This is a genomic window from Sphaerisporangium siamense (assembly GCF_014205275.1).
Classification (GTDB): domain Bacteria; phylum Actinomycetota; class Actinomycetes; order Streptosporangiales; family Streptosporangiaceae; genus Sphaerisporangium; species Sphaerisporangium siamense.
On record NZ_JACHND010000001.1, the window covers coordinates 6,165,581 to 6,189,669 of the forward strand.

23 protein-coding genes are annotated in these 24,089 nt (G+C 72.3%); 15 read left to right on the top strand and 8 right to left on the bottom strand.

All coding sequences use genetic code 11. The features are described 5' to 3' along the window. Positions 1 to 245: 245 nt before the first annotated feature. The 3 genes from BJ982_RS28330 to BJ982_RS28340 are packed head-to-tail and all read left to right on the top strand — an operon-like array spanning position 246 to position 5,001. Positions 246 to 2,705 (top strand): hypothetical protein, encoded by a 2,460-nt coding sequence (locus BJ982_RS28330; protein WP_184885035.1) that lies wholly within the window; start codon positions 246 to 248, stop codon positions 2,703 to 2,705. Beyond that, entirely contained in the window at positions 2,705 to 4,570 is a 1,866-nt protein-coding gene (locus tag BJ982_RS28335) for an FG-GAP repeat domain-containing protein (RefSeq protein WP_184885037.1), read from the top strand. The genes BJ982_RS28330 and BJ982_RS28335 overlap by 1 nt, the downstream gene beginning before the upstream one ends. A 26-nt stretch (positions 4,571 to 4,596) precedes the next feature. Next, positions 4,597 to 5,001 carry a RidA family protein gene (locus BJ982_RS28340; RefSeq protein ID WP_184885040.1) on the top strand — a complete coding sequence of 135 codons (405 nt, stop codon included), beginning with the start codon at positions 4,597 to 4,599 and terminating at the stop codon, positions 4,999 to 5,001. Positions 5,002 to 5,167: 166 nt separating this feature from the next. Here the strand turns inward: BJ982_RS28340 and BJ982_RS28345 are convergent, their stop codons facing one another. Then, a complete protein-coding gene (locus BJ982_RS28345) occupies positions 5,168 to 6,076 on the bottom strand; it encodes a TIGR03620 family F420-dependent LLM class oxidoreductase (RefSeq protein WP_184885042.1) in 909 nt (302 codons plus the stop codon). Positions 6,077 to 6,170: 94 nt separating this feature from the next. Here BJ982_RS28345 and BJ982_RS28350 point away from each other — a divergent pair, with 94 nt between their 5' ends. The 3 genes from BJ982_RS28350 (at position 6,171) to BJ982_RS28360 (ending at position 8,772) form a co-directional block, all read left to right on the top strand. Next, positions 6,171 to 6,740, top strand: coding sequence for a TetR/AcrR family transcriptional regulator (locus tag BJ982_RS28350; protein WP_203959084.1), 570 nt, complete (start codon positions 6,171 to 6,173; stop codon positions 6,738 to 6,740). A 198-nt stretch (positions 6,741 to 6,938) separates the two neighbouring features. Next, a complete protein-coding gene (locus tag BJ982_RS28355; protein WP_184885043.1) occupies positions 6,939 to 7,724 on the top strand; it encodes a maleylpyruvate isomerase family mycothiol-dependent enzyme in 786 nt (261 codons plus the stop codon). 145 nt (positions 7,725 to 7,869) lie between these two features. Further along, positions 7,870 to 8,772, top strand: a complete 903-nt coding sequence (locus BJ982_RS28360; RefSeq protein WP_184885044.1) for a PfkB family carbohydrate kinase — start codon at positions 7,870 to 7,872, stop codon at positions 8,770 to 8,772. A gap of 19 nt (positions 8,773 to 8,791) precedes the next feature. On the opposite strand, the gene BJ982_RS28365 is transcribed toward BJ982_RS28360, so the two are convergent. Beyond that, entirely contained in the window at positions 8,792 to 9,280 is a 489-nt protein-coding gene (locus tag BJ982_RS28365; protein WP_184885045.1) for a winged helix-turn-helix transcriptional regulator, read from the bottom strand. 116 nt (positions 9,281 to 9,396) lie between these two features. Here BJ982_RS28365 and BJ982_RS28370 point away from each other — a divergent pair, with 116 nt between their 5' ends. Next, complete coding sequence (locus BJ982_RS28370; protein ID WP_184885046.1) at positions 9,397 to 10,272, top strand: NAD(P)H-binding protein; 876 nt, start codon at positions 9,397 to 9,399, stop codon at positions 10,270 to 10,272. Positions 10,273 to 10,368: 96 nt separating this feature from the next. Here the strand turns inward: BJ982_RS28370 and BJ982_RS28375 are convergent, their stop codons facing one another. The 3 genes from BJ982_RS28375 to BJ982_RS28385 form a co-directional block, all read right to left on the bottom strand. Beyond that, on the bottom strand, positions 10,369 to 11,193 hold the full coding sequence (locus BJ982_RS28375) for a carbohydrate ABC transporter permease (protein WP_184885047.1): 825 nt from the start codon (positions 11,191 to 11,193) through the stop codon (positions 10,369 to 10,371). After that, the gene (locus BJ982_RS28380) at positions 11,183 to 12,103 is read right to left on the bottom strand and encodes a carbohydrate ABC transporter permease (RefSeq protein ID WP_184885048.1); all 921 of its coding nucleotides are present in this window, start codon (positions 12,101 to 12,103) and stop codon (positions 11,183 to 11,185) included. Before BJ982_RS28380 ends, BJ982_RS28375 begins: the two co-directional genes overlap by 11 nt. 100 nt (positions 12,104 to 12,203) lie before the next feature. Beyond that, on the bottom strand, positions 12,204 to 13,499 hold the full coding sequence (locus BJ982_RS28385; protein WP_184885049.1) for an ABC transporter substrate-binding protein: 1,296 nt from the start codon (positions 13,497 to 13,499) through the stop codon (positions 12,204 to 12,206). Between the two features lie 240 nt (positions 13,500 to 13,739). Between BJ982_RS28385 and BJ982_RS28390 the strand changes: the two genes are divergently transcribed. Both BJ982_RS28390 and BJ982_RS28395 read left to right on the top strand, forming a co-directional pair. Continuing rightward, a complete protein-coding gene (locus BJ982_RS28390) occupies positions 13,740 to 15,050 on the top strand; it encodes an NAD(P)/FAD-dependent oxidoreductase (protein ID WP_184885050.1) in 1,311 nt (436 codons plus the stop codon). Positions 15,051 to 15,102: 52 nt separating this feature from the next. Beyond that, positions 15,103 to 16,008 carry a DUF72 domain-containing protein gene (locus tag BJ982_RS28395; protein ID WP_184885052.1) on the top strand — a complete coding sequence of 302 codons (906 nt, stop codon included), beginning with the start codon at positions 15,103 to 15,105 and terminating at the stop codon, positions 16,006 to 16,008. 16 nt (positions 16,009 to 16,024) lie between these two features. On the opposite strand, the gene BJ982_RS28400 is transcribed toward BJ982_RS28395, so the two are convergent. Then, on the bottom strand, positions 16,025 to 16,540 hold the full coding sequence (locus BJ982_RS28400) for a DUF2087 domain-containing protein (protein ID WP_184885053.1): 516 nt from the start codon (positions 16,538 to 16,540) through the stop codon (positions 16,025 to 16,027). Positions 16,541 to 16,745: 205 nt separating this feature from the next. On the opposite strand from BJ982_RS28400, the gene BJ982_RS28405 reads away from it, so the two are divergent. The 4 genes from BJ982_RS28405 (at position 16,746) to BJ982_RS28420 (ending at position 20,953) form a co-directional block, all read left to right on the top strand. Then, the gene (locus BJ982_RS28405) at positions 16,746 to 17,498 is read left to right on the top strand and encodes a sugar isomerase domain-containing protein (protein WP_203959083.1); all 753 of its coding nucleotides are present in this window, start codon (positions 16,746 to 16,748) and stop codon (positions 17,496 to 17,498) included. A gap of 34 nt (positions 17,499 to 17,532) precedes the next feature. After that, the gene (gene ngcE / locus BJ982_RS28410) at positions 17,533 to 18,954 is read left to right on the top strand and encodes an N-acetylglucosamine/diacetylchitobiose ABC transporter substrate-binding protein (RefSeq protein WP_184885057.1); all 1,422 of its coding nucleotides are present in this window, start codon (positions 17,533 to 17,535) and stop codon (positions 18,952 to 18,954) included. A gap of 105 nt (positions 18,955 to 19,059) precedes the next feature. Further along, positions 19,060 to 20,001 carry a carbohydrate ABC transporter permease gene (locus BJ982_RS28415; protein ID WP_184885059.1) on the top strand — a complete coding sequence of 314 codons (942 nt, stop codon included), beginning with the start codon at positions 19,060 to 19,062 and terminating at the stop codon, positions 19,999 to 20,001. Positions 20,002 to 20,026: 25 nt separating this feature from the next. Next, the gene (locus tag BJ982_RS28420; protein WP_184885061.1) at positions 20,027 to 20,953 is read left to right on the top strand and encodes a carbohydrate ABC transporter permease; all 927 of its coding nucleotides are present in this window, start codon (positions 20,027 to 20,029) and stop codon (positions 20,951 to 20,953) included. Positions 20,954 to 20,962: 9 nt separating this feature from the next. Here BJ982_RS28420 and BJ982_RS28425 read toward each other — a convergent pair whose 3' ends face one another. After that, on the bottom strand, positions 20,963 to 21,364 hold the full coding sequence (locus BJ982_RS28425; RefSeq protein WP_184885063.1) for a hypothetical protein: 402 nt from the start codon (positions 21,362 to 21,364) through the stop codon (positions 20,963 to 20,965). Between the two features lie 32 nt (positions 21,365 to 21,396). Further along, positions 21,397 to 21,678: a WhiB family transcriptional regulator gene (locus tag BJ982_RS28430; RefSeq protein ID WP_184885065.1), complete on the bottom strand. Its 282-nt coding sequence runs from the start codon at positions 21,676 to 21,678 to the stop codon at positions 21,397 to 21,399. A 404-nt stretch (positions 21,679 to 22,082) separates the two neighbouring features. Here BJ982_RS28430 and BJ982_RS28435 point away from each other — a divergent pair, with 404 nt between their 5' ends. Together BJ982_RS28435 and BJ982_RS28440 are read left to right on the top strand one after the other, a co-directional pair. After that, the gene (locus BJ982_RS28435; protein WP_184885067.1) at positions 22,083 to 22,619 is read left to right on the top strand and encodes a hypothetical protein; all 537 of its coding nucleotides are present in this window, start codon (positions 22,083 to 22,085) and stop codon (positions 22,617 to 22,619) included. Between the two features lie 3 nt (positions 22,620 to 22,622). Beyond that, complete coding sequence (locus BJ982_RS28440; protein ID WP_184885069.1) at positions 22,623 to 24,044, top strand: NucA/NucB deoxyribonuclease domain-containing protein; 1,422 nt, start codon at positions 22,623 to 22,625, stop codon at positions 24,042 to 24,044. Positions 24,045 to 24,089: the final 45 nt, after the last annotated feature.

Consider the following 24,089-nt stretch of genomic DNA (forward strand, 5'->3'; position numbering starts at 1 on the left):
CTCCCTCTCCCGGACGGCTGACACTGCCAGGCGTGAGTTTCCTACCGTCCGTCTGACAAGTCCGGCAACAAGCGAATTGTCGCTTCCCGCGCCGTACCCCCTTGCCTTTCCCCAGTGCCGATGTCACAGTGTCCAATCATCGACACCTCGAATATATTTCCAAGATATCGAAACTACTCTCTTCCCCTCTGTCGTCACATCCGGCACCGAGCGCTACGCGCGTGCCGCTTGAGGAGGCCGTCCACGTGAGAGACCCGTCCAGGCGCCGAATGCTCCTGATCACCGGCGGAACCGTCGCCGGAGGCGCATTGGCCGCCGTCACCCCCCTGACCGCGCAGCAGAGCGCGCACGCCGACACGTTCGTCCCCACGCCACTGGCGTCGTCCGACCCCGAACCCAATATCGAACGCGCCAAGCGCTGGTGGCTCCCGCAGCGCAACGTGTGGACGCCGATCGGCTGGAAGGGCCACCTGTTCCGCTTCAACTGCGTCTACAACGGGGCCCTCATCTGCGACCCGAGCTGGGTCATCGCGGCCAAGCCCAACACCGAGCCGTACCGCGGGAAGAACTTCCAGACCACCGTCGTGATGCCCCTGCGAGGCGGAGGCTTCCGGGACTTCCCGGCCACCGCGCGCGAGGTCTGGGACGACGACCTCGGCTACGGCAGGCAGGGCTGGGTGGAGGACAGCGACGCGCCCGTCCTGTGGACCGAGCACCGCCGCCACGAGGGCCTCGTCATCAGGCAGACCGTGTTCGCCCACGTCCCCGGCGGCGGCCCCGTCCAGACGGCCGTCGAACCGATCTACGCGTGGACCCGCTTCGAGGTCGTCTACGTCGATCCGCTGAACGCTCCCAAGGATTTCACGTTCCAGCTCTGGCTCAGCGGCTCCTACATGAAGCCCTCGGGCCCCTACCAGGACGAGAACGGCGTACCGCTCACCGTGTTCCCCGAGACCGCCCCGATCGCCGGCGGGCTCACGATGCAACGGGTGTACAACCCCACCGGCAAACCCATCACGGTGCCGATCACCGACGCCGCCGGCAACGCCCGCCTCCTGGTCACCACCGCGGACAAGGGCACCATCGCCATGACCGAGAACCCCAAGGTCAAAGGCGTCTACGACCTGCGGCTCGGCCTGCCCGTGGCGACCGGCGCCCACATCGACGTGCTGATCCCGATGCTGCCCCAGCCGCTCGCCGACGCCAAGGCCGAGATGGCGAAGGGCCGCGAGGCGGCGCTCGCCGAGTGCCAGGCGTTCTGGAAGGAGAGCGCGACCACCGTCGCCACGATCGACACGCCGGAGAACTACGTCAACCAGGTCGTGCGCCGCGGTCCGCAGCTCGCCCAGGTGGTCGCCGAGAAGAGCCCCGACACCGGGATGTTCACCTTCCTGTCCGGGTCGTACGCCTACGACGTCCTCTGGAGCACGCCGACCTCCATGGTCAGCCACATGTTCCTGGACCGGCTCGGCCACCACGACGTCGTCGAGAAGCACATCGAGATCTACAAGGTCACCCAGGGGACGCGGACCCCGCCCGGGGCCGTCTTCGCCGGCGGCTCCTATCCCGGCTACCTGTCCACGCCGAAGACGCTGCAGGCCATCGACTGGATGAGCGACCACGGCGCGATCCTGGAGATCCTGTCGGTCCACGCCCTGCTGACGAACCGGCAGGCCTTCATCGACAAGTGGCTCGACGTCATCGTGAAGGCCTGCGACTTCGTCGTCCAGGCCTGCGGGCTCACCGGCCACAACGGCGTCAAGGGCCTGATGCCCCCCGGGCACTCCACCGACGAGGGCGTCGAGACCCAGGGCTTCATCAGCCAGTGCTTCACCTACAAAGGATTCGCCTCGGCCGTCGAACTCCTGCGGCGCCTCAAGCACCCCCGGGCGGCCGAGTTCGCCGCGTTCGCCGACACCTTCCGCGCGACCTTCGCCCAGGCCGTGCGGGACCTGGCCGACAGGTCGCAGAAGTGGACCGACGCCCAGGGCAAGCAGTGGCCGGTCTTCAGGCCGCAGTTCGCGGGCGAGGGCGTCTGGGACGCCTTCACGATGCTCGACACCGGCGCGCTGATGTCGGTCTGGGCCGGGCTGATGCCGGCGTCGGACCCGTTGATGAAGTCGTTCGTCGAGTTCTTCCGCGTCGGCCCGAACCAGCGGCTCTTCGACCCGGCGCACCACAACGCGCTGTACCGCGCCGTCCTCGACCACGAGCAGTCCTCCAGCGAGCCCTGCTACAGCTGGAACATGTTCCACAGCTGGCGGCTCGGGGACAGGGCGCACTTCATCGAGGGCCTGTACGGCCTGCTCACGGGCGGTCTCTCCCAGGACACCTACATCTCCAGCGAGCACCGGAACGCGATCTACGGCAACCTCTTCTCCCACCCCATCATCACCTGGTCGCTCGTCCACGCGGTCATCGACGACAGCCTCGTCGCCGACCAGCTCCGGCTGCTCCGGCTGTGCCCGCTGGAGTGGCTCTCCTCCGAGAAGGAGACCCGGTTCGAGAAGGTCCCGACCAAGTTCGGCCCGGTGACGCTGCGCATGAAGCTGGATCAGCGGCGCGACACCCTCAAGGTCGACTTCCAGGGCGACTGGCACCACGAACCCAAGCGCGTCGCGGTCGACACCCCGCCGCTGCCCGACCTGAAGTGGATCACCGTGAACGGCAGGAAGCACCGCGCCGGCCGGGAGGTAGTGCTCTGATGACGACATCGACCCGCGCGACCACGGTCGTCACCACCCTGGCCATGGCCGTCCTCACCGTCCTCGCCGTCGCCCCGGCGGCACAGGCGGCGCCGGGCGACGAGCGCGCCCGCGCCACGCCCGGCCCCGCCCGGCCCGGAAAACCCACCTCGCCCCCGGGCAGGATGAAGTCCAAGAAGTGGGACGTGAGCGGCATCAGGTCCAAGAAGGCCGCCAAGAGTCCCGCCCCGAGCTCCCGCACCGCGGCGTCCACGCCGGCGGCCGGCGACGTCACCGGCGACGGCCGCGCCGACCTGGTCGCCCATCTGTCCAACCCCGACGCCGGATCGCTGCGCGTCCACGCCGACAACGGGGCGACCACGTCCAACCCGTGGGAGTCGACCTACGTGGCGACCTCCCCGAAGTGGGTGTTCGCCGACATCCTGCTGCTGGCCGACGTGACCGGCGACGGTCGCGCCGACGTCATCGCGCGGGACCCCGCCGCGAGCGCCGGCGCCCTGTGGGTCTACCCCAACGACGGGTCGGGCTCGGCCGACCCCTGGCCGAACCGGTTCGGCGCCGGCACCGGATGGAACACCGTCAACAAGATCCTGGTGGCCGACGTCACCGGCGACGGCCGTCCCGACCTGCTGGCGCGGAACCCGTCCTCCGACGGCGGCACCCTCCTGGTCTACCCGAACAACGGCTCGGTGACGTCGAACCCGTGGACGCGGTCGCCGATCTGGTCGGGCAGCGGCTGGAACCTCGCCCAGGCGATGATGCTCGGCGACGTCACCGGCGACGGGCGTCCCGAGATCGTCGCGCGCGACGGCAACGGCGCCATCCTCGTCTACCCCCACAACGGCGCGACGTCGACGAACTTCTGGACCTCGATCGTCTACGGGAGCAGAGGCGGGTGGAACGCCTCCGACCGGCTGTCCATGGCCGACGTCACCGCCGACGGGCACCCGGACCTGATCGCGCGCGACACCTCCGGCGCGCTGTGGATCCACCCCTGGCAGAGCTCCACGGCGGGCGCCATGTGGTCCGCGACGACACGCTTCCCGGCGGGCCAGGGCTTCGCGTACGCCACCGAGGTCGTGCCCGGCGACGTCGACGGCGACGGCAGACCGGAGCTGGTGGCCCAGGTCGCCCGCAGCGGCGACCTCTGGCTGCTGCCCAACACCAAGGCGGCCACCGGCAACCCGTGGCCCTCCCGGGTCAGCGCCGGCGCCGGCTGGGGCTTCGCCTCCCAGGTCCTCCTCGGTGACGTCAACGGCGACCACCTCCAGGACCTGCTCGTGGTCGACAAGAACGTCTCCAACGGCACCCTGTGGATCTATCCCAACAACGGCGCCGCGACAGGCCCGCGCTGGACCTCACGGTACTTCGGCGGGACCGGCTGGAACATCTTCGACCACCTGATGGTCGGGGACGTCACCGGCGACGGCCTCACCGACGTCGTCGGACGCGACGACACCGGCGACCTGTACGCCTACCCCGGCAACGGATCCGCCACCGCCTTCCCGTGGACGCCGCGCGCCTGGGTCGGGAGCAACTGGCAGACCGCCACCCGGCTCGCCCTCGGTGACGTGGACCACGACGGCATCGCCGACCTCGTCGACCTGGAGAACGACGGATCCCTCTGGGTCTTCCCGACCGGCGCGTCGACGGACCCGATCGCGATCCCGGGCGCCTGGGCCGGAACGCGGTCCATCAACCTCGGGTACGTGACCGGGGGCCCGGGACCGGACCTCGTCACGGCCGACGCCTCCGGCAGGCTGTCGATCTACGCCGCCAACGGCGCGACCTCGGGCGTCCCGTGGTCCGGCACTCCCAGATCGGGCGGCGACGGTTTCCAGGACGCGATCTCCCTGGTGCTCTAGTGACGGCCCATCGAAAGGACTCGGACATGACGGATCACACCAAGGAGGGCATCCACACCGACCAGGCCCCGCCCCCGCGGGGGGCCTACTCCCAGGCGGTCGTCGTCGGAGACCTCGTCTACACCGCGGGCTTCGGGCCGGTCGACCCGGTGACCCGGGCGATCGTCGGCGACGACGTCGCCGAGCAGACCCGCCGGACGCTGCGCAACGTCGCGGCCGCGCTGGAGGCCGCGGGCTCGGACCTGCAGGACGTCGTCAAGGTGACCGCGCACCTGGCCGACATCGACAACGACTGGGACGGCTTCGACACGGCCTACCGCGAGTTCTTCGACGAACCACGCCCGGCCCGCACGACCGCCGGATCCGCCCTGGGCGGAATCCTCGTGGAGATCGACGTCGTCGCGATCAAGGGCTGCCGCCGACGGTCCTGAATCCGCACGCCACCGCACGCCGGGGGTCTCGCCGGCGGTGGGTGCCGTGTCCTCACAAGGGGCACGGCCCCCACCGCCGTGACCCGAGCCCGCGCCGATCCGCGTGCCCCCGTAACCGCCGAACGCGCGTCGTGCGTTCCTGGCCCCCGGATCACGTGAGACCAGGTCAGATCAGGGCGGCCAGCTCGCGCCACTCCCGGAGCGGGAGGGTGGCGGGGTCGGCGGTGATCACCTGGAGGCACACGTGGTCGGCTCCCGCGTCGAGATGTTCCTTCACCCGCCCGGCGATCACCGGCAGGTCGCCGTGGGCGACGATCCCGTCCGTGAGGCGATCGCTCCCCCCGTCCGAGATCTCCGCCTCGGTGAAGCCGAGCCTGCGCAGGTTCGCCCTCTGGTGCGGGGCGTGCGCCGCGTACCGGCCGGCGTGCCCCCGGGCGACCTCGCGGGCGCGGGCGCGGTCGGTGTCCAGGACCACCGCGAGCTCGACCGCGAGCAGCGCGTCCGGCCCCATGATCTCGCGGGCGCGGTGGGTGTGCTCGACGGTCACGAAGTAGGGATGGGCGCCGAGCGTGCGCTCGGCGGCGAGCTCCAGCATCTTGGGGCCGAGCGCGGCGAGGACCCGCCGGGGCGGCTCGGGCGCGGCGACGGCGGTCAGCGGGACGGAGTCCATCGCGTCCAGGTAGGCCGTCATGGACCGCACGGCCTTGCCGACGCCCGGGACGCGGTACCCGTTCCACTCCAGGGGCGTCTCGTCCACGCGGTGCCCGCCGAGGCCGAGCAGGTAGCGGCCCGGATGGGCCTCGTTGAGCGCCCGTTCCGCCGCGGCCATGGCGACCGGGTCGCGGGCGCCGATGTTCGCGATGCCCGCGGCCACGGTGACGCGCCGGGTGGCCGACAGCAGCAGCCACGCCTGGCTGATGCTGTCGCGCCCGAACGCCTCGCCGTACCAGATGGCCCCGTAGCCGAGTTCCTCGATCTCGGCGGCGGCCTCGCGCACCCGGGTGGCGGGGTGCCCGTCCAGGGCGAAGGTCCACAGGCCCAGCCGCCCGAGCCCGAACCGTCCGTCGTCGGTCAATGCGACCCCCCTCGTCGACTATCCGGAGAGGTTCTCCGGATATCTGGACCCTACAATACGGAGAAGTTCTCCGCTTGACCTTCCGGGGGTTCCCATGGCACCGCGGCCGCTGCGAGCCGACGCGCGGCGCAACCGCGACCAGATCGTGGCCGCCGCCAGGGAGGTCGTCGCCGAGGAAGGACCGGACGCCTCGCTCAACGAGATCGCCCGGCGCGCGGGCGTCGGCCCCGGCACCCTCTACCGCCACTTCCCCACGCGCCAGGACCTCCTGGTGGCCGTGTTCCGCGACCGCATCGAGACCCTGTGCGCGACCGCGGACGACCTGGCCGCCACGCGCCCGCCCGGCGAGGCGCTCACGGCCTGGCTGGACGCCGTCCTCGTCCACGCCCTGACCAACAAGGGGCTCGCGACCACGACAGGGGACGGCGGGACCGCCGGCGGCTTCGACTGTGTGGGCATGATGCGCGCGGCCGGGGAACGCCTGCTCACCGCCGCCAGGCGCGCCGGGGCCGTGCGCGCCGATCTGGAAGTCGGCGAGCTGTTCGGGCTGGTCACCGGCATCGCCCTCGCCGCCGCGGACCCGGCCAGGGCCGCCCGCCTGCTGTCCCTCACCCTGGACGGCGTGCGCGGCCCGGCGTACCGAACGGACACGCGGGCGGACTGACGGCTTCATCGGGCCTTTCCCCGAGGCTCGTCCGCGGTGCCGGCGGCGGTGGCTTCGACCTCCCCAGGCGCCACCCGGGGCCGCGTCCCCGGCGACCCCGGAACCGGACGCGCCGCCTGTCCCGGCGGCGGGGACGCTCATATCCTCGATCTGGTCCGCTCACGGTGAGCGCCCCGCCGAGCTGCGAGGAGCACGCACATGGCACCCCTCGGATACGACCGCTACTGCGACGAGATCCTCGACCAGAGCGGCCTGCTCCGCTACCTCGTCAAGGGCGCGGACCCGTCGGCCCCCGTGCCGACCTGCCCCGGCTGGACGTTCGCGGCGCTGGTCCGGCACATCGGCGGCAACCTGCGGACGGTCGAGACCGCCGTGCGCGCCGGGACGCCGGTGAGCGACCCGGCGACGCAGGTGACCGGGCTGTCGGGCCCGCGGGACGACGACCCGGCCGAACTGGACGCGTGGTTGTCCGACGCCGCAGAGAAGTACACCGCCACGCTGCGCCAGGCGGGGGCGGACGGCGAGGCGACGGTGTGGGGCTTCCAGGGGAGCACGCCGTTCTGGGTGCGGCGGGCGGTCCACGACATCGTCGTGCACCGCGCCGACGCCGCGCTCGCCCTCGGCGAGGAGTACGCCGTGGCGCCGGACCTGGCGGCGGACGCGGTCGACGAGCTGCTGGAGCTGTTCGCGGGCCAGCAGGCGGGCGGGCTGCCCACGCTGGCCGAGCTGCGCGGCGCCGGCGAGACGATCCGCCTCTCGGCCGCCGACACGGGCGCGGCGTGGCTGATCGCGCTGGGCCCGGACGGCTTCACCTGGCGCCGCGACGACACCGGGAGCGAGGACGCCACGGTGACCGTGCGCGGCTTCCTCACCGACGTGCTGCTGACCTTCTACCGCCGCCTGCCCGCCACCGGCGGACGGGTGGAGGTGCGCGGCGACGCCGGCCTGCTGGACTTCTGGCTGGCCCGCGCCTCCCTCTCCTGACCTCGCGGTCGCTCACGCGTTCGTCATCCTCCACCTGTACGGCGGGCGCGTCGTCGTGACGGCGGGGGCGGGGCGGGTGTGCCGGTCGGGGCCGTCCCGCCGTCGCGTGCCCGGGGTGCGCGGCCGGCGTCGTTACGGTGGGGGCATGACGTCTCGCGCCCTGTTCGCCGGGCTGTGCACGCTCGACCTCGTGCAGGCGGTGGAGCGGCCTCCGGCGGCGAACGAGAAGGTGACCGCGCTGCGGCAGACGGTCGCGGCGGGCGGGCCCGCGGCCAACGCGGCGGTGACGTTCGCGCACCTGGGCGGGGCGGCGACGCTGGTCAGCGCCGTGGGCGGGCATCCGCTGGCGGCGGGGGTCCGCGCCGACCTGACCGAGCACGGCGTGCGGCTCGCCGACCTGACGCCGGACGCCACCGCTCCCCCGGCCGTGTCGACCATCATGGTGAGCCGCGGCGGCGACCGCGCGGTGGTGTCGGTCAACGCCGCCGGGCTGGACGTGCGGCCGCCGCCCGGCCTGGACGAACTGGTGGAGGCGAGCGTGGTGGTCCACCTGGACGGCCACCACCCCGCGCTCGCTTTGGAGGCGGCGCGGCTGGCCCGGCGGCGGGAACGCCTCGTCCTGCTCGACGGGGGAAGCTGGAAGCCGGGCACGGCCGGGCTGCTGCCGTACGTGGACGTGGCGGTGGTGTCGGCCGACTTCCGCCCGCCGGGCGCGGGCGGCCCCGAGGACGTCCTCGCGCGGCTGCGCGCGGCGGGCGTGCCGTGGACGGCGGTCACGCGGGGCGCCGCGCCGGTGCTGTGGCGCGGGAAGGGACCGGTGCGGGCGCTGCCCGTGCCCGAGGTCGAGGTGGTGGACACCCTGGGCGCGGGCGACGTCCTGCACGGCGCGCTGACCTTCGCGCTGTGCCGCGCGCTCGGCGGGCCGGGACGGGCCCGGGACCTGGGCGAGGAGGCGTTCGCCGCCGCGCTGGAGTTCGCCGTCCCGGTGGCGGCGGCGTCGTGCGAGTCGTTCGGCACCCGCGCGTGGCTGCGGCGCCGCACCCGCTGACGGCATTGGCACACCCGGGTCAGGTGGTCGGCGGGGTGTTTCTCTCGGTGTCGTAGTGGGCGCGGGATGTCATGACCTCGGGCATCTCGCCCTCCAGCCATTCGATGAGCCCGGACAGGCGGCGCGCCGCCTCGCGGCCGAGCGGGGTGAGGCTGTACTCGACCTTGGGCGGGATGGTGGGCTGGGCGGCGCGGTGGACCATGCCGTCACGTTCCAGGGCCTGCAGGGTCTGGGCGAGCATCTTCTCGCTGACGCCGTCGACGCGGCGGCGCAGGGCGTTGAAGCGGTAGGTGCCGTCGGCGAGCGCGGCCAGGGCGAGGATGCCCCAGCGGCCGGTGATGTGCTCCATGGTCTCGCGTGAAGGGCAACCGCGCGCGAACACGTCGAAGACGACCTCGTCGTGCTCGTCGCGCGCGCACGCGTCCCGCCCGTCCGCCACGACCGGCTCCCGCCCGGCGCGCGTGTGCGACGCCCGCGCCCGCCGCGCCTTCGTGCCCTGCTTTTCCATAACACCAGCTTACGGTCTCCGTGCTATACCCGGGAGAGCACTTACCGATCCTCTGGCACTATCTCACAGTTAGTACTAGCCTACGCTCGAACCCCGACTCACAGGAGATCGAACCCATGATCGTCGTCACCGCCGCGACCGGTCACCTTGGCCGGCTCGTCATGGAAGGCCTGCTGGCCACCGTGCCCGCCGACCAGCTCGTCGCCGCCGTTCGGAACCCCGGCAAGGCCGCCGACCTCGCGGAACGGGGAGTCCAGGTCCGGGAGGCGGACTACGACCGGCCGGAGACCCTGGCGAACGTCTTCTCCGCGGGCGACCGCGTGCTGCTGATCTCCGGTCCCGACCTCGGCACGCGGGTCGCCCAGCACAAGGCCGTCGTGGACGCCGCCGCCGCGGCCGGCGTGGCCCTGCTCGCCTACACCAGCGTGCTGCAGGCCGACACCAGCCCGCTCGCCGTCGCCCCGGACCACCGGGCCACGGAGGAGTACATCCGCGCCTCGGGCGTCCCGTACAGCTTCCTGCGCAACGGCTGGTACAGCGAGAACTACAACGCGGCGATCATCAACGGCGCCGAGCACGGCGTGATCGCGGGCAGCGCGGGCGACGGGCTCATCGCCAGCGCCGCGCGCGCCGACTACGCCGCCGCCGCCGTGGCCGTGCTGATCGGCGCGGGCCCCGGCGAGGTCGAGAACCACGACAACACCGTCTACGAGCTGTCGGGCGACATCGGCTGGACCATGCGCGAGCTCGCCATCGAGGTCGGCGCCGCCACCCCCCGCGAGGTCGTCTACCAGAACCTGCCCCCCGAGGAGTACACGCGCGTCCTGGTCGCCGCGGGCATGCCCGAGCCGGTCGCCGAGGTGTACGCCGCGATGGACGTGGACATCTCCCAGGGCGCCCTCTCCGCGACCCCGGGCGACCTGCACAAACTCATCGGCCACCCCACCACCCACATCCGCGAGACCGTCGCGGCCCTCTTCCCGCGCCCCTGACGGTGCACTCGGCGCCGGGGCGTCGATCCGGGCCCCGCGCGGCCCCGGCGCCCCGGGCCGCCCGCTCCGCTCGGCGCCCAGTCTCGGTTGAACGGTTCAGTCGAGGGCGCCCAGGGTGATGCCCTCGATGATGTGGCGTTGGGCGGTGACGGCGAGGAGGAGGACGGGGGTGATGGCGATCAGGGAAGCGGCCATGATCAGGTTGTAGTCGGTGGTGAACTGGCTGCGGAAGACCGACAGGCCCTGGGAGAGGACGGCCATGTCGGTGGTGTTCACGACGATGAGCGGGAACAGGAAGTTGTTCCAGTTCTGGAGGAACAGGATGATCGCCAGAGCCGCGGTCACCGGGCGGGCCAAGGGGGCGTAGACGCGGAGGAAGACGCGCAGCTCGGAGGCTCCGTCGAGGCGGGCGGCCTCGCCGAGTTCGCGGGGCGTGCCGAGGAAGAACTGGCGGAACAGGAACGCGCCCAGGCCCGAGGCGATGTTCGGCACGATCAGGCCCTGGTAGGTGTTCAACCAGCCGAGGCCGCCGAGAAGCTCCGACATGGGGACGATGATGGCGCTGAAGGGCACCATCAGGCCGCTCAGGGCGAGGACGAACAGCACGCGCCTGCCGGGGAAGTCGAGCAGGGCGAAGGCGTACCCGGCGAGGAGCCCGGTGGTGAGCTGTCCCGCCGTGGCGGCGACGCCGAAGATCGCGGTGTTGAGGTACCAGCGGCCGAAGGGGGCCTGGGAGAGCGCTTCGCCGATGTTGGACCACCGGGGCACGGCGGGCCACGGCGGCGCGGCCGGGTTGATCACCTCGGCGTTGGTCTTCAGGGCGCTCAGCGTCATCCAGACGAGCGGGAACGCCACGATCGCGACGGCCAGGCCGAGCGCCAGGTAGACCGCCGCGCGGCGGGCGAAAAGGCTAGCGGGCACGGCCGGACCGCCCCACCAGCCAGAGCTGCGCGAGCGTGACCAGCAGGGACAACAGGAAGAGGGCGACCCCCATGGCGTTGGCCCTGCCGGTGTCGAACTGGACGAACCCCTGGTCGTAGACGTAGTAGAGGGCGGTGGAGGTGGCGCCGTCCGGTCCGCCCTGGGTGAGGACGTAGATCTGGGTGAAGGTCTGCAGGCCGGTGAGGGTGGTGACGACCCAGATGAGCAGCGTGTGGCGGCGGGTCAGCGGCCACTGCACGTGCCGGAACCTGCGCCAGGCTCCCGCGCCGTCCACGGCCGCCGCGTCCAGCACGTCCCGGGGGACGGACTTCAGCGCGGCGACGTAGAGGATGACGTTCTGCCCGAAGAACTGCCACGCGCCGAAGGTCAGCACGGCAAGCAGCGCGGGCCCCGGCGCGGACAGGATGTCGGCCTGCGGCAGGCCCAGGGCCGCGAGCACCCTGTTGACGACGCCGAACCGCGGCGCGAACATGTTCGCCCAGATCAGCGCGGTGGCGACCACGGGCACGACCAACGGGACGACGAACGGGGCGCGCAGCCGCGCCACCCCCGGCGCGCGCGAGTTGAGCAGCAGCGCCAGCCCCAGGCCCGCGCCCATCGTCAGCACGACGAAGCCGGTGGTGTAGACGGCGGTGACGCCGAGGGCGTGGCCGCCGCCCTCGGCGAGCATCGCGGTGTAGTTGTCCAGGCCCACGAACCGGGGCGCCAGGTCGAACACCCCGCCGCCGTGCAGGCTGCGCCACAGCAACATCCCCAGCGGGACCAGGGAGAACGCGACGGTGAGCAGCACGGTCGGCGCCACGAACGCGTAGGCGAGCGCGCGGGTCCTCCGCCCGCTCCCGGCCCGCCGGGCGCGGGCGAGCGGGGCGGCCGAGATCAACTCCCCCACCCCCGCCCGGAGGGTCCTGCCGCGCACGTCCGGCCGTGGCGGCGGAACCCACGCGCCCTGGCGGTGCCGGACACCGGGACGGCGACGGCCGGGACGGTGGTCATCCGAGCTTCTTCAGGGCCGCGTCGCCCTCCTTGGCGGCCTGGGCGAGGGCCTCCTGCGGGGTCTTCCTGCCCTGCAGGGCGGCGTTGATCTGGGTCCACAGGCTCTGGGAGATCGCGTTGTAGGCGGGGGTGATCGGGCGGACCTTGCCGGTCTTCTCGGCCTCGGCGAACACCTCGTACGCCGGGTCCTTGGCGATGTGCTCCTTGAGCAGGGGCTGCTCCAGCTGTTCGGGGGCGGAGGGCAGGCCGCCGCTCTGGACGGCGAGGTAGGCGCCCTGGGCGGGGCTCGCCAGGAACTTCAGGAACGCCAGGCCCGCCTTCTCGGCGGCGGGGTCGGTCTTCAGCAGGGCGGCCACGCCGATGCCCAGGCTGGTCGCGGTCCCGGCGTCGCCCCGGGGCATGGGGGCGACGCCGAAGTCGATCCCGGCGTCACGGAAGGTGCTCACGGCCCACTGGCCGTTGACGATCATCGCCACCGCGCCGCCGGCGAAGGCGGGGGCGCCGTCGAAGCTGCCGGCCTGGGCGTAGCTGGTGCTCGGCGCGGCCTTGCTCCGCAGCAGGTCCACCCACGTGGTGAGCGCCTTGACGCCCTGCGGGCTGTTGAAGGCGGTGGCGGTGCCGTCCGGGGTCAGGAAGGACCCGCCTTCGGCGTACAGCAGGGGCGCCCAGGCGAAGCTGATCCATTCGGCCTCGCCGAGCGGCACGTAGAAGCCGTACTTCCCTTTGGCCGGGTCCGACAGCTTCTTGGCGTCGGCGGCCAGCTCGGCCCAGGTCGCGGGCGGGCCGTCGATGCCGGCCGCGGCGAACGCCTTCTTGTTGTAGAAGAGCACGACGTCGCCCACGCCGCCGAGGGCGATGCCGAGCTGGCGACCTTTGTGGAACAGCGACTCCTTGATGCCGGGGTACAGGGCGTCGGTCTCGGCGGTCAGCTTGCCGTCCAGGGGGATCAGCTTGCCGCTCTGCGCCACCACGGGCAGGTCGGAGGGGTTCTGGGTGAGCAGGACGGTGGGCTGGGTGCCGTTCTTCAGCGCGGCGATGACCTTGGGCAGGTACTGGTCGGAGCTGGCGATGTACTCGCCCTTGGCGCGCATGCCGGGGTGGGCCTTGGCGAACGCGGCGTCGACGGCGGCGATCTGGTCGGGCTTCCAGCCGCTGGTCCAGTACGTGAACGTGCCCCCGGCCGCGCTCCCCTGCCCGCCGGAACCGCCCGAGCCCCCCGAGCCGTCGCAGGCGGCCGCGGCGAGGACGAGGCCGAGCGCGGCGGCTCCGGCGGCGAGACTTCTCCTGATCATCAGCATCCCCGTTCGTTCGCGTCCTGCGGTACGGCGTGCCTCCCGGCAGGCGGCGGCGTACCCCGTCGCCGGCGGTGCCGGGTTCCGATCTTGACCGCCATGATAACCAAGTTGAAAGGTAGGTAAATGGCCGTGACGGACCGTCCTTCCGTCCAGGTTTCTCCGGTGGAGACCGGGTACGCGACAAAGGAGGCACCCACGCGGCGAGGGCGTGGGCCGAAGGGGATCGAGGGAGGACCGATGGGCAACCGGCAGCGGGTCGTCATCGCCGGCGGGGGTTTCGCGGGCTTCAGCGCCGCGCGCCGCCTGTCCCGGCTGGCCAAGGGCGCGATCGAGATCGTGCTGGTCAACCCGACCGACTACTTCCTGTACCTGCCGCTGCTGCCGGAGGTCGCGGCGGGGATCCTCGACCCGCGCAAGGTGGCGGTCCCGCTGGCCGGGAACCTGCCGGGCGTGCGCCACCTGCTGGCGAGCGTCGACTCGGTGGACGTCGAGGCGCGCCGCGTCATGTGCACCGACGCCGAGGGCGCCCGGCGCGAGCTGCGCTACGACCGCCTGGTGATCGCCGTGGGCAGCGTCAACAAGCTGCTGCCCGTCCCGGGCGTGGTGGAGCACGCCCACGGCTTCCGCAGCATCGCCGAGGCCCTGTACCTGCGCGACCACCTGATCCGCCAGATCGAGCTGGCCGACGCCGAGGACGACCCCAAGGAGCGCGACGCGCGGTGCACGTTCGTCGTCGTGGGCGCGGGCTACACCGGCACCGAGGTCGCCGCCCAGGGCCAGCTCCTCACCGCCGACACCAAGAAGCGGCGGCCGGGCCTGGCGGACCGGCCGCTGCGCTGGCTGCTCGTGGACAAGGCCCCGCGCATCCTGCCCGAGCTGGACGAGCGGCTCTCGCGCACCGCGCACGCCACGCTCGTGAGTCGCGGCATCGACATTCGCCCCGGCACGACGGTGGAGGAGGCGACCGGCGACGGCGTCCGGCTGTCCGACGGGGAGTTCGTCCCGACGCGCTCGCTGATCTGGTGCGTGGGCGTACGCCCCGACCCGCTGGTGGAGTCGCTCGGCCTGCCCACGGCGAAGGGCCGCCTGGAGGTGGACGAGTACCTGAACGCGCCGGGCCACCCGGAGATCTTCGCGATCGGCGACGCGGCCGCCGTGCCCGACCTCACCCGGCCGGGCGAGCACACGGCGATGACCGCCCAGCACGCCACCCGCCAGGGCAAGCGGGCCGCCGACAACATCGCCGCCTCCTACGGCCACGGCGAACGCCGCCCGTACGAGCACCACGACCTCGGTTTCGTGGTGGACCTCGGCGGGGTGAAGGCCGCGGCCAACCCGCTCGGCGTCCCGCTGTCGGGGGTTCCCGCCAAGGTGGTGGCCCGCGGCTACCACCTGCTGGCGGTTCCCGGCGGCCGCACCCGCATCGCGGGCAACTGGCTGCTGGACACGATCCTCCCCCGCCAGACCGTCCAGCTCGACCTCGTCCGCGCCGCCGCCGTCCCCCTCGACCAGGGCACCCCCGACCGTCCCCACGACGGCGTCTCCTGACCCGCGCCGCCACGCGGAGGTTTGGCCGGAGGTGTGGTGGTAGAGGGGCGGGATGCCCGATGTCGATCATCGTGAGAGCGGCCGCAAGGGGATTCTGGTCGGCACCGCGTCGTGGACGGACAAGAGCCTGCTGGCGTCCGGGTGGTATCCGGCGGACGCCACGACGCCGGCGGCGCGGCTCGCCCACTACGCCTCGCGGTTCCCGCTGGTGGAGGTGGACGCCACCTACTACTCGCCGCCGTCCTCACGCACCGTCCAGGCGTGGCTCGCGCGCACCCCGCCGGGCTTCACGTTCAACATCAAGGCGTTCTCGCTGCTCACCGGCCACCCCACCCCGGTGCGCACCCTCTACAAGGACCTGCGGGAGCGGCTCGGCACCACCAAGGCCAGCGTCTACCCCCGGGACGTGCCGGCGCCGGTCGCCGAGGAGGTCTGGGAGCGGTTCCTCGGCACGATCAGGCCCCTGCACGAGGCCGGCCGGCTCGGCGCCGTGCTGTTCCAGTTCCCGCCCTGGTTCGCGCCGGGCGAGCGCGCCCGGCGAACCGTCCTGGACGCCGTGCGGCGCTGCGCCCCGATGACCGCGTGCGTGGAGTTCCGCAACGCCGCGTGGATGTCGCAGGACGCGCGGGACGCGACGCTGGGCTTCCTCGCCGAGCACGGCGTCCCGTACGTGAGCGTGGACATGCCGCAGGGGCATCCGTCGTCGATCCCGCCGGTGCTCGCGGCGACCGCCGAGCCGGCGGTGGTCCGCTTCCACGGGCACTCGCGGCTGTGGGCGAGCAAGGTGATCGAGGAACGGTTCGGCTACCTGTACTCCGAGGAGGAGCTGGCGCGCTGGGCGGGCGAGATCGCGGAGCTGGCGGCCCGCACGCCGCTCGTCCACGTGCTGATGAACAACTGCTGCGCCGACAACGCCCAGCGCAACGCCGCGAGGCTCGCCGAGCTCCTCGGCGTGTGAGACGCCGCGCCACGGCTCAGACGTCCACGGGGCCGCCGCTGCGCCAGTAGACGTTGTTCTCCCTGGCGAGCAGGCCCTCGTCGATGAGGTAGCGGCGCAGGGCCGCGTAGTCGTCGTGGAAGGCCCGCAGGGCGACGTTGACGTCCTTCTCGGGGTAGCGCACGCCGGGCTCGAAGACCCGGGCGATGTAGCCGAGCACGGCGAGGCGCTTCTCGCGCCGGGTGGGGATGGCGCGCAGGCGGCCCTCGACCAGGAAGGTCTGGAGCACCCGGCTCTCGGCGTCGGGCGCGGGGGCGGGCGGCGGGGCGGTGGCGTGCAGCAGTTCGCGGAACCGCTCGCGCCGGGCGTGCCAGCCGTCCGGGCCGCGGGCGACGAGGCCGCCGCGTTCGAGGCGGTCCAGCGCCCGCCGCTCGGCGTCGGGGGCGAGTCCGCAGTCCCCCGTGGTGCCGTGCAGGACGAGGGCGGAGAAGACCCGCAGCGTGTCGTCCTGGGAGAGCAGGCCGAGCACCCGCCTGATGTGATCTTCGCTCATGACTTCCCGATGCCCTCGTCGACGCGGCCGCCCGCGCCGGCCGCGTCCGTGGTGACGGTCCTCGCTCATTCTGGCGCATGACCGGCCCGCTCCGTCCGGTCCGCGCCGCAGGCCGATGTCCAGAATGCCACGAAGCTCCTCTTGCTAAGCGGCCAACGCTGGGCAATTATTTTCATCTGATCACCCCTTAATGAAAGGAATAATTTTGGACATCAGTGCCGGCGCCTACGTCCGGGAGGTCGAGATGCTGGTGCGCGAGGTCGCCACGGGGCGGGCGGAGGCCGTGCGGGAGGCCGCGGCGCTGCTCACCGCCGCGCTGCGCGCCGGCGGGGTGATCCAGGCGTTCGGCTCCGGCCACTCCGAGGCCATCGCGATGGAGATCGCGGGCCGCGCGGGCGGCCTGGTCCCCACCAACCGGCTGGCCCTGCGCGATCTCGTCCTGTACGGCGGGGAGCCGGCGTCCCTGCTGGGCTCGCCCGAGCTGGAACGCGACCCGGCGGTGGCCCGTCGCGTCTACGAGCTGGCGCCGGTCCGGCCGGGGGACGCGTTCGTGCTGATCTCCAGCTCCGGGGTCAACGGCTCGGTGGTGGAGCTGGCGTCCCTCGTCAAGGAGCGCGGCCACCCCCTGGTCGCGCTGACCTCGGTGCGCCACAGCGCCGCGATGGCCTCACGGCACCCCTCCGGGCTGAAGCTGATGGACCTCGCCGACGTGGTGCTCGACAACGGCGCCCCCTACGGCGACGCGGTGCTGCGGCTGCCCGGGGGCGGCACGTTCGGGGCGGTGTCCACGATCACCTCGGCGCTGCTGGCGCAGATGGTGGTCGCCGAAGTGGTGCGGGCGCTGACGGAGGCGGGCGAGGAGCCCCCGATCTACCGCTCGGCCAACGTCGTCGGCGGCGACGAGCACAACCGCGCCCTGGAGGCCCGGTACGCGGGGCGCATCCGCCGCGGCGGCTGAAGTTCCCCTCTCCTCTCCACCCCCAGGAGGACCAATGGCGGACAACTCCTTCACCCGGCGCGAGCTGCTGCGCGCGGCGGCCCTCGCGGGCGTCCTGCTCCCCGGGGGCGCGCTCGCGGCCTGCGCGTCCCCCGGAGGTGGGTCCGGCGGCCCCGCCCCGGCGGCCACCGGCGCCACGTCGGCGGCCAACCCGCTCGGCATCGCCGAGACGTCCCCCTTCGAGGTGGTGATCTTCGACGGCGGCTTCGGCGACGCCTACGCCCGCGAGGTGCACGAGCCTTTGTTCGCCGCCGAGCACCCGAAGGCGACGATCAAGCACACGGCGACCAAGGAGATCGCCAAGACGCTCCAGCCCCGTTTCGCCGGGGGGAACCCGCCGGAGTTCGTCAACAACTCCGGCGACAACGCGATGGACTTCGGCGCGCTGGCGCAGGACGGCCAGCTCCAGGACCTCGGCGCGCTGCTGGACGCCCCGAGCTGGGACGACCCCGCCGTGAAGGTGCGGGACACGATCCTGCCCTCGGCCGTCGAGCTCGGCACCTACGACGGCACCTACTGCGTGCTCAACTACGCCAGCACGGTCTGGGGCATCTGGTACTCCACCAAGCTGTTCGGCGACAACGGCTGGGAGCCGCCCGAGACGTGGGACGAGTTCACCGCGCTCTGCGAGAAGATCAAGAAGTCGGGGACGTGCGCGCCGTTCACCTACGCGGGCAAGCACCCGTTCTACATCTACGAGACGATCCTCACGCTCGCCGCGAAGATCGGCGGCGTCGCGGTGCTGAAGAACATCGACAACCTGGCCGAGGGCGCGTGGAAGGCCGAGCCGGTCGCCACCGCCGCCACCGCCTTCGCCGACGTCGGCGCGAAGTACCTGCTGCGCGGCACCGAGGGCCTGGACCACATCCAGACCCAGACCGCGCACGACAAGTACCAGGTGGCCATGCTGCCGTGCGGGTCGTGGCTGGAGAACGAGCAGAAGGACACCACTCCCCCCGGCTTCGGGTACGCCATGTTCCCGCTGCCGTCGTTCAGCTCCGCCGACGCCCTGCCGTACGGCACGCTGCACTCCCGCCCGGGTGAGGAGTTCTTCGTCTCCGCCCGGTCGGCGAACCCGCGCGCGGGCATGGAGTACATGCGCGCGATGCTCTCCAAGGAGGGCGCGGGAAGGTTCAGCGAGATGGTGAGCACGCTGACCGTGGTGAAGGGGGCCGCCGAGGGCCGCACGCTGAAGCCGGGGCTGCGCAGCGCGGCGGCGCGGCTGAAGCAGGCGGGCGAGAACACCACCTACTTCCGGTTCCGCCAGTGGTACAAGGAGCTGCACGACGAGGCCGCCGCCGCGACGGGCCAGCTCATGGCGGGCCGCCTGCCGGTGGCCGCGTGGGCGGACCGGATCCAGCGCAAGTCCGACGAGATCAGGAACGACTCCTCGGTGAAGAAGTACACCCGAAGCTGACCAGCGGTCTCCCGCCGGGCCCGCGCGGCCCGGCGCGGACCCCGGGCCCCACCGACGACCCGGCCGACAGCGAGGCGGCCGTACAGCGGCGACAGGGAGAACAGCGTGGCCGATCGCACGAAAAGGTCCTTCCTCGGCAACCGTGCCGCCCTCACCCGGGCGCGGTTCATCGCCGGGTTCCTCGCGGCCCCGGTGCTGCTCTACCTCGTCTACGTGATCTCCCCCTACGCCCAGGCGTTCTCCATCGCGATGACCGACTGGCGCGGCGTGAGCGCCCACCCCGGCTTCGTGGGCCTGGCCAACTTCGAACGGCTGCTCGGGGACGGCGTGTTCTGGACCGCCGTGCGCCACAACGGCCTGCTGCTGGTCCTGATGCCGATCGGCACGCTGGTCATCGCGCTGTTCTTCGCGTTCCTGCTCAACGCGGGCGGCGCCACGGCGGCCTCGGGGGTGTTCGGCGCCCGGTTCTACCGCGTGGTGTTCTTCTTCCCCCAGGGGCTGGCCGTCGCGATCGTCGCCGTGCTGTTCCAGCAGGTGTTCCGGCCGGACGGGAGCGGCATGCTGAACGCCCCGCTGATCGCCCTCGGCCTGGAGCCGGTCGGGTTCCTGTCCGACCCCGGCGTGGCGCTGTGGTCGATCCTCGGCGTGCTGGTCTGGCAGGCGGTCGGCTTCTACGTCGTGCTGTTCTCCGCGGGCATGGCGTCCATCCCGCGCGAGCTGTACGAGGCGGCGGAGATCGACGGGGCGGGGCGCGGGCGGCTGTTCTTCCGCGTCACCCTGCCCCTGCTGTGGGACACCGTGCAGGTGGGGTGGATCTATCTCGGCATCGCCGCCCTGGACGTCTTCGCGATCGTGTGGGTGATGACCGCCGAGCACGGCGGCCCCGACCACGCGACGACGGTCATGGCCGCCGAGATCTACCGCAACGCCTTCCAGTACTTCAAGTTCGGCTACGCCTCGGCGATGGGCGTGGTGCTGTTCTTCTTCACGGTCGCCTTCGCGGCGGTGGCCCTGCGCCTGTCGCGCCGCGAGCGGGTCGAGTTCTGAGTCGAGTGGTGAGAGGGGCGGAGACGTGGCGTCTCAGGCGGGATCCCAGCCGGTCGCGCTCGCCAGGAGCGCGGCCCGCGAGCGGCGGCGGCGTGTGCTCGGCCCCCTGGCCGGGCTGTCGCACGGGGCGCTGCTGGTGTGGACGGCGCTGGTCGTGGTCCCGATCGTGTGGACGTTCCTGGCCTCGGTGAAGACCGAGGACGAGATCTTCGGCAGCGCCTGGTCGCTGCCCGCCGTCCCGCGGTGGGACAACTGGGCGCGCGCCTGGGAGCAGGCGCACGTCGGCAGGTACATGCTCAACAGCGTCGTGGTGGTGAGCCTCGGCACGGCCGGCACGATGCTGCTCGGCTCGATGGCGGCCTACGTGCTCGCGCGCTACCGGTTCCGCGGCGGCCGGGCCGTCTACCTGCTGTTCGTCTCGGGCCTGGCCTTCCCGGTGTACCTGGCGCTGACGCCGCTGTTCTTCGTCGTGCGCAACATGGGGAGCCTGCCGCTGATCGGCCCGCTGATCGGGCTGGACAGCTACGGCGGGCTGGTGCTCGTGTACATCGCCTACTCGCTGCCGTTCACCGTGTTCTTCCTGTCGGCGTTCTTCCGCACGCTGCCCGGGGCGGTGGCCGAGGCGGCGTTCGTGGACGGCGCCTCGCACGCGCGGGTGTTCTTCCAGATCATGCTGCCGCTTGCCAGGCCGGGCATCGTGAGCATCACGATCTTCAACGTCCTGGGGCAGTGGAACCAGTACCAGATTCCGCTGGTGCTGCTCAGCGGCCAGTCGAAGGACAAGTGGGTGCTCACGCAGGGCATCGCCGACATCTCCACGGCCGCGGGCTACGACGCGGACTGGGCGGCGCTGTTCGCGGCGCTCAGCATGGCGATCCTGCCCATGCTGGTGGTCTACACGATCTTCCAGCGGCAGATCCAGGCCGGGCTGACGGCGGGCGCGCTCAAGTGAGCCGCCCGCTCACCTCTGCAGGCGCCGTTTCATCTCGGCCTCGTAGATGTGGCGCCTGCCCTTGGCCAGGTCGTTCCTGACCCGCTCCTCGGTCTCGGCGAAACAGCGGTGGTAGCCGTCGTCGTACTCCTCGACCACCTGGAACGTCCACCGGCCCGGCAGCACGTCGCGGCCGAGCAGCTCCGTGGTCACCGCGTCGGCGTGCGCGGTGTGCCCGGCCTCGCGCAGCAGCGACACGGCCTCCTCCAGTTGCAGGTGGGCGTGCCCGGTGAGCTGGTGGAAGGCGTAGAGGTGGCCGCGGGCGCGCTCCACGGTCTCCAGGGCCTCGGACAGTTTGCCGAGGGCCTCGACGGTGGTGTCGTCCAGCCCGGAGGGCCGCCGGTGGCCCGGGTCGGGAAGGTCGTCGCTCATGATCCCTCCCTACCCGCCTCTTCTCTTCCCATCTATCCGACCCGCACGCGCCGGTCCTGGGAGCGCCGGGCGCTCGCCCGGCGCTCGTCGGGGTCGGTGCCGCCCCAGATGCCGTGTTCCTGGCCGGTGCGCAGGGCGTAGTCCAGGCAGGGCACGCGCACGGGGCAGCGGCGGCAGACCGCCTTGGCGCGCTCGTGCTGCAGGTGCCCCGGCCCCTTCGCCGATATCGGGAAGAACAGCTCCGGGTCCTCGCCACGGCAGGCGGCGCGGCGCAGCCACGAGACGGCGGGGAGGATCGTGTTCTGGGTGATCATGGCATTCCAATGCGAGTGAGCGCGGAGTCCTCAGGCTGCCGGTTCAGCCGTGGAGTCGCGTGCCCGCTGTCGATCCCTTGACACCTGTTTGCGGGTAAATCAGGGCACCGATGTGAATATCGAGTGCCGCGTATTACTTCCGCTTTGATGCCTAGCGTCCACTCTTGTCCGGTTCTTGATCCCCGGCACGATCGCCGCCGGACCCGCGGGACGCCCGCCTGAGCGGCCGGACCGGCGTCATGTCCCCGTGACCCGTTGGTCGGGGTTGATTGTTCGATTCCACGGCCCGGAAACCAAACAACCTTCGCGGACTACACAAAAGTCGCAAGGCGCGGCACCGCATGCCGTGCCTCTCCTACGGCCGGCGCGTCCCGCCGGTCGTCCGAGTGCCGACAAGGAGACCGATGTCCGCATCAGCAGCACTGGCCGCGTCACCCGGGTCGTCCAGGCTGAGACGCCTGACGGCCGTGATCGCCGGCGTGGCGTCCGCCGCGATCATGCTGACCGGCCTGACCGGGACGCCCGCCCACGCCGCCCGCACCGCTCCCGCGGCCGCCGCCGACGGCTGCTGGGGCAGCGGGCCCGTCGTGGTCGATCCGCGCGGCGCCCGCTGGCAGACCACCTACTGCCGCACCTACCGGGCCGGCGACGTCTACAACTACGTCAACGGGAGCTGGCAGCCGATCGGCCGGCTGAACGCGGGCGACAACTGGTTCGCCTGCCAGTCCCACGGCCCCGAGAACCCGCCGGTCGGCGACTGGGCCAACGACATCTGGCTGTACACCGAGGCCGACACGTTCTGGGAGACCGGCGGCTGGGGCGGCTTCCCCGCCACGCACGTCACCGGCGGCGAGAACTACGGCCCGATCCCCAACCTCGCCTGGTGCCCCTGGGAGAACACCCTGGCGGCCCACGGCGCCCCGACAAGCAGCGGGAAGTGACACATGCCCCTTTTATCCCCTAGGGACGGGCGCGCCGGCGTCCGCGTGACCCGGTACCTGACCACCTTGGCGGCCCTCGCCGTCGCCGTCCTCGGCCTCCTGGCCCCCGCGACGGCCGCCGCCGCGGCCCCGTCGCCCTCCCCGTCCGCCTTCCTGCCCGTCTCCCCCGTCTCCCCGTCGGTGTCCGGCCGCCTGCCCGACCCCAAGGAGGCCGGCGAGCGCGCGCTGCGCCAGGCCATGCGGCTCGGCGACAACTCCTACTACGACGCCGACAAGGTGCCGGAGCACGGCCTCACCGCGCAGGGCAGGCTGGCCACGCTGGCGGCCTTCCCCACCGAACCCCCGCAGCCGGGCACCGGCGAGTGCATGCGGAAGCCCGAGGCTTTGCGCCTGGAGGGCTGGACCCACAACCGCCTGCTGTGGTGCCAGAACGTCGGCTACCGCGCCCGCTACGGGCTGTACGACCGCAACGGCGTCTGGACCTACAAGGGCAGCAACCAGCTCCTGTTCGAGATGGTCGCGGTGGGCAGCAACACCCAGCGCGCCGTCCGCGTGTACTGGCGGCCCGTCGCGGGCTCGGTCGAGTACAAGGACTGGTCCCTGACCGACACGCCGAGCCTTCTGCAGCTCGGCGTGCGCGCCGAATGCGTCCAGCAGTCCACGGGAGCCTGCTCGACGGACCAGGGCAAGGTCACGCGCGCCTGGGGCGCCTGGAACACCACCACGGAGTGGTCGTACTGGGACGTCCAGGGCCCGGCGCGGGCCAACGACAGCAGCCGGGAGAAGGTGTCGGCGTTCGACTGGTACCTGATCACCGACGGCACCTCCCCCGGCTATCCCCTCAAGGAGACCCCGGGCCACACCCTGGCGCAGCCGTTCCGCTGTGACTCGGCCGACTACTTCAGCCGCTTCGGCCAGCCGTTCGACCGGGCCTGCGTGTTCACCGCGGTGGTGCCGCACCTGCAGTACAACCTGTCCAGCAAGAAGCACGGGGCCGTGGCGCGGCACATCTACGACGCCCAGCTCAGCCCGGACACCTCCTACCCGATCGAGAACCACAGGAAGGTGTTCCCGGGCTGGTGGGGCAACCCTCCGGCGCACGAGCCGCTGCACCGGGTGGAGGGCAGCGGCACGATCGCCACGTCCAACGAGCTGTGGAAGAACCACGCCTGCAACCGCACCGGGCCGTACGCGACCACGGGCCTGCCGCCGCGGACGCCGCAGCAGGCGGCCGAGGGCTGGGAGTGCGACGAGTACCCCTTCCACGCGACCGCCGAGGGCGCGAGCAGCGGCACCTGGGACTTCTCGGTCCGCTGGGTGCCGAAGACGCAGAACGCCTCCGCGGGCGGCTCGCTCATCTCCTACTTCTTCGACGACCGCATCCTGTTCGTCAACGATCCGTTCTGGGTGAAGATCAACCCGTGATCGGGCGCGCGCGCCCCGGCCCCCCGCGCGGGGTGCCGGGGCGCG

Coding starts and splice junctions, on each gene's coding strand:
- BJ982_RS28335 (WP_184885037.1), top strand. CDS start 2,705: ATGACGACATCGACCCGCGCGACCACGGTCGTCACCACCCTGGCCATG.
- BJ982_RS28340 (WP_184885040.1), top strand. CDS start 4,597: ATGACGGATCACACCAAGGAGGGCATCCACACCGACCAGGCCCCGCCC.
- BJ982_RS28350 (WP_203959084.1), top strand. CDS start 6,171: ATGGCACCGCGGCCGCTGCGAGCCGACGCGCGGCGCAACCGCGACCAG.
- BJ982_RS28355 (WP_184885043.1), top strand. CDS start 6,939: ATGGCACCCCTCGGATACGACCGCTACTGCGACGAGATCCTCGACCAG.
- BJ982_RS28360 (WP_184885044.1), top strand. CDS start 7,870: ATGACGTCTCGCGCCCTGTTCGCCGGGCTGTGCACGCTCGACCTCGTG.
- BJ982_RS28365 (WP_184885045.1), bottom strand. CDS start 9,280: ATGGAAAAGCAGGGCACGAAGGCGCGGCGGGCGCGGGCGTCGCACACG.
- BJ982_RS28370 (WP_184885046.1), top strand. CDS start 9,397: ATGATCGTCGTCACCGCCGCGACCGGTCACCTTGGCCGGCTCGTCATG.
- BJ982_RS28385 (WP_184885049.1), bottom strand. CDS start 13,499: ATGATCAGGAGAAGTCTCGCCGCCGGAGCCGCCGCGCTCGGCCTCGTC.
- BJ982_RS28390 (WP_184885050.1), top strand. CDS start 13,740: ATGGGCAACCGGCAGCGGGTCGTCATCGCCGGCGGGGGTTTCGCGGGC.
- BJ982_RS28395 (WP_184885052.1), top strand. CDS start 15,103: ATGCCCGATGTCGATCATCGTGAGAGCGGCCGCAAGGGGATTCTGGTC.
- BJ982_RS28400 (WP_184885053.1), bottom strand. CDS start 16,540: ATGAGCGAAGATCACATCAGGCGGGTGCTCGGCCTGCTCTCCCAGGAC.
- ngcE (WP_184885057.1), top strand. CDS start 17,533: ATGGCGGACAACTCCTTCACCCGGCGCGAGCTGCTGCGCGCGGCGGCC.
- BJ982_RS28425 (WP_184885063.1), bottom strand. CDS start 21,364: ATGAGCGACGACCTTCCCGACCCGGGCCACCGGCGGCCCTCCGGGCTG.
- BJ982_RS28430 (WP_184885065.1), bottom strand. CDS start 21,678: ATGATCACCCAGAACACGATCCTCCCCGCCGTCTCGTGGCTGCGCCGC.
- BJ982_RS28435 (WP_184885067.1), top strand. CDS start 22,083: ATGTCCGCATCAGCAGCACTGGCCGCGTCACCCGGGTCGTCCAGGCTG.
- BJ982_RS28440 (WP_184885069.1), top strand. CDS start 22,623: ATGCCCCTTTTATCCCCTAGGGACGGGCGCGCCGGCGTCCGCGTGACC.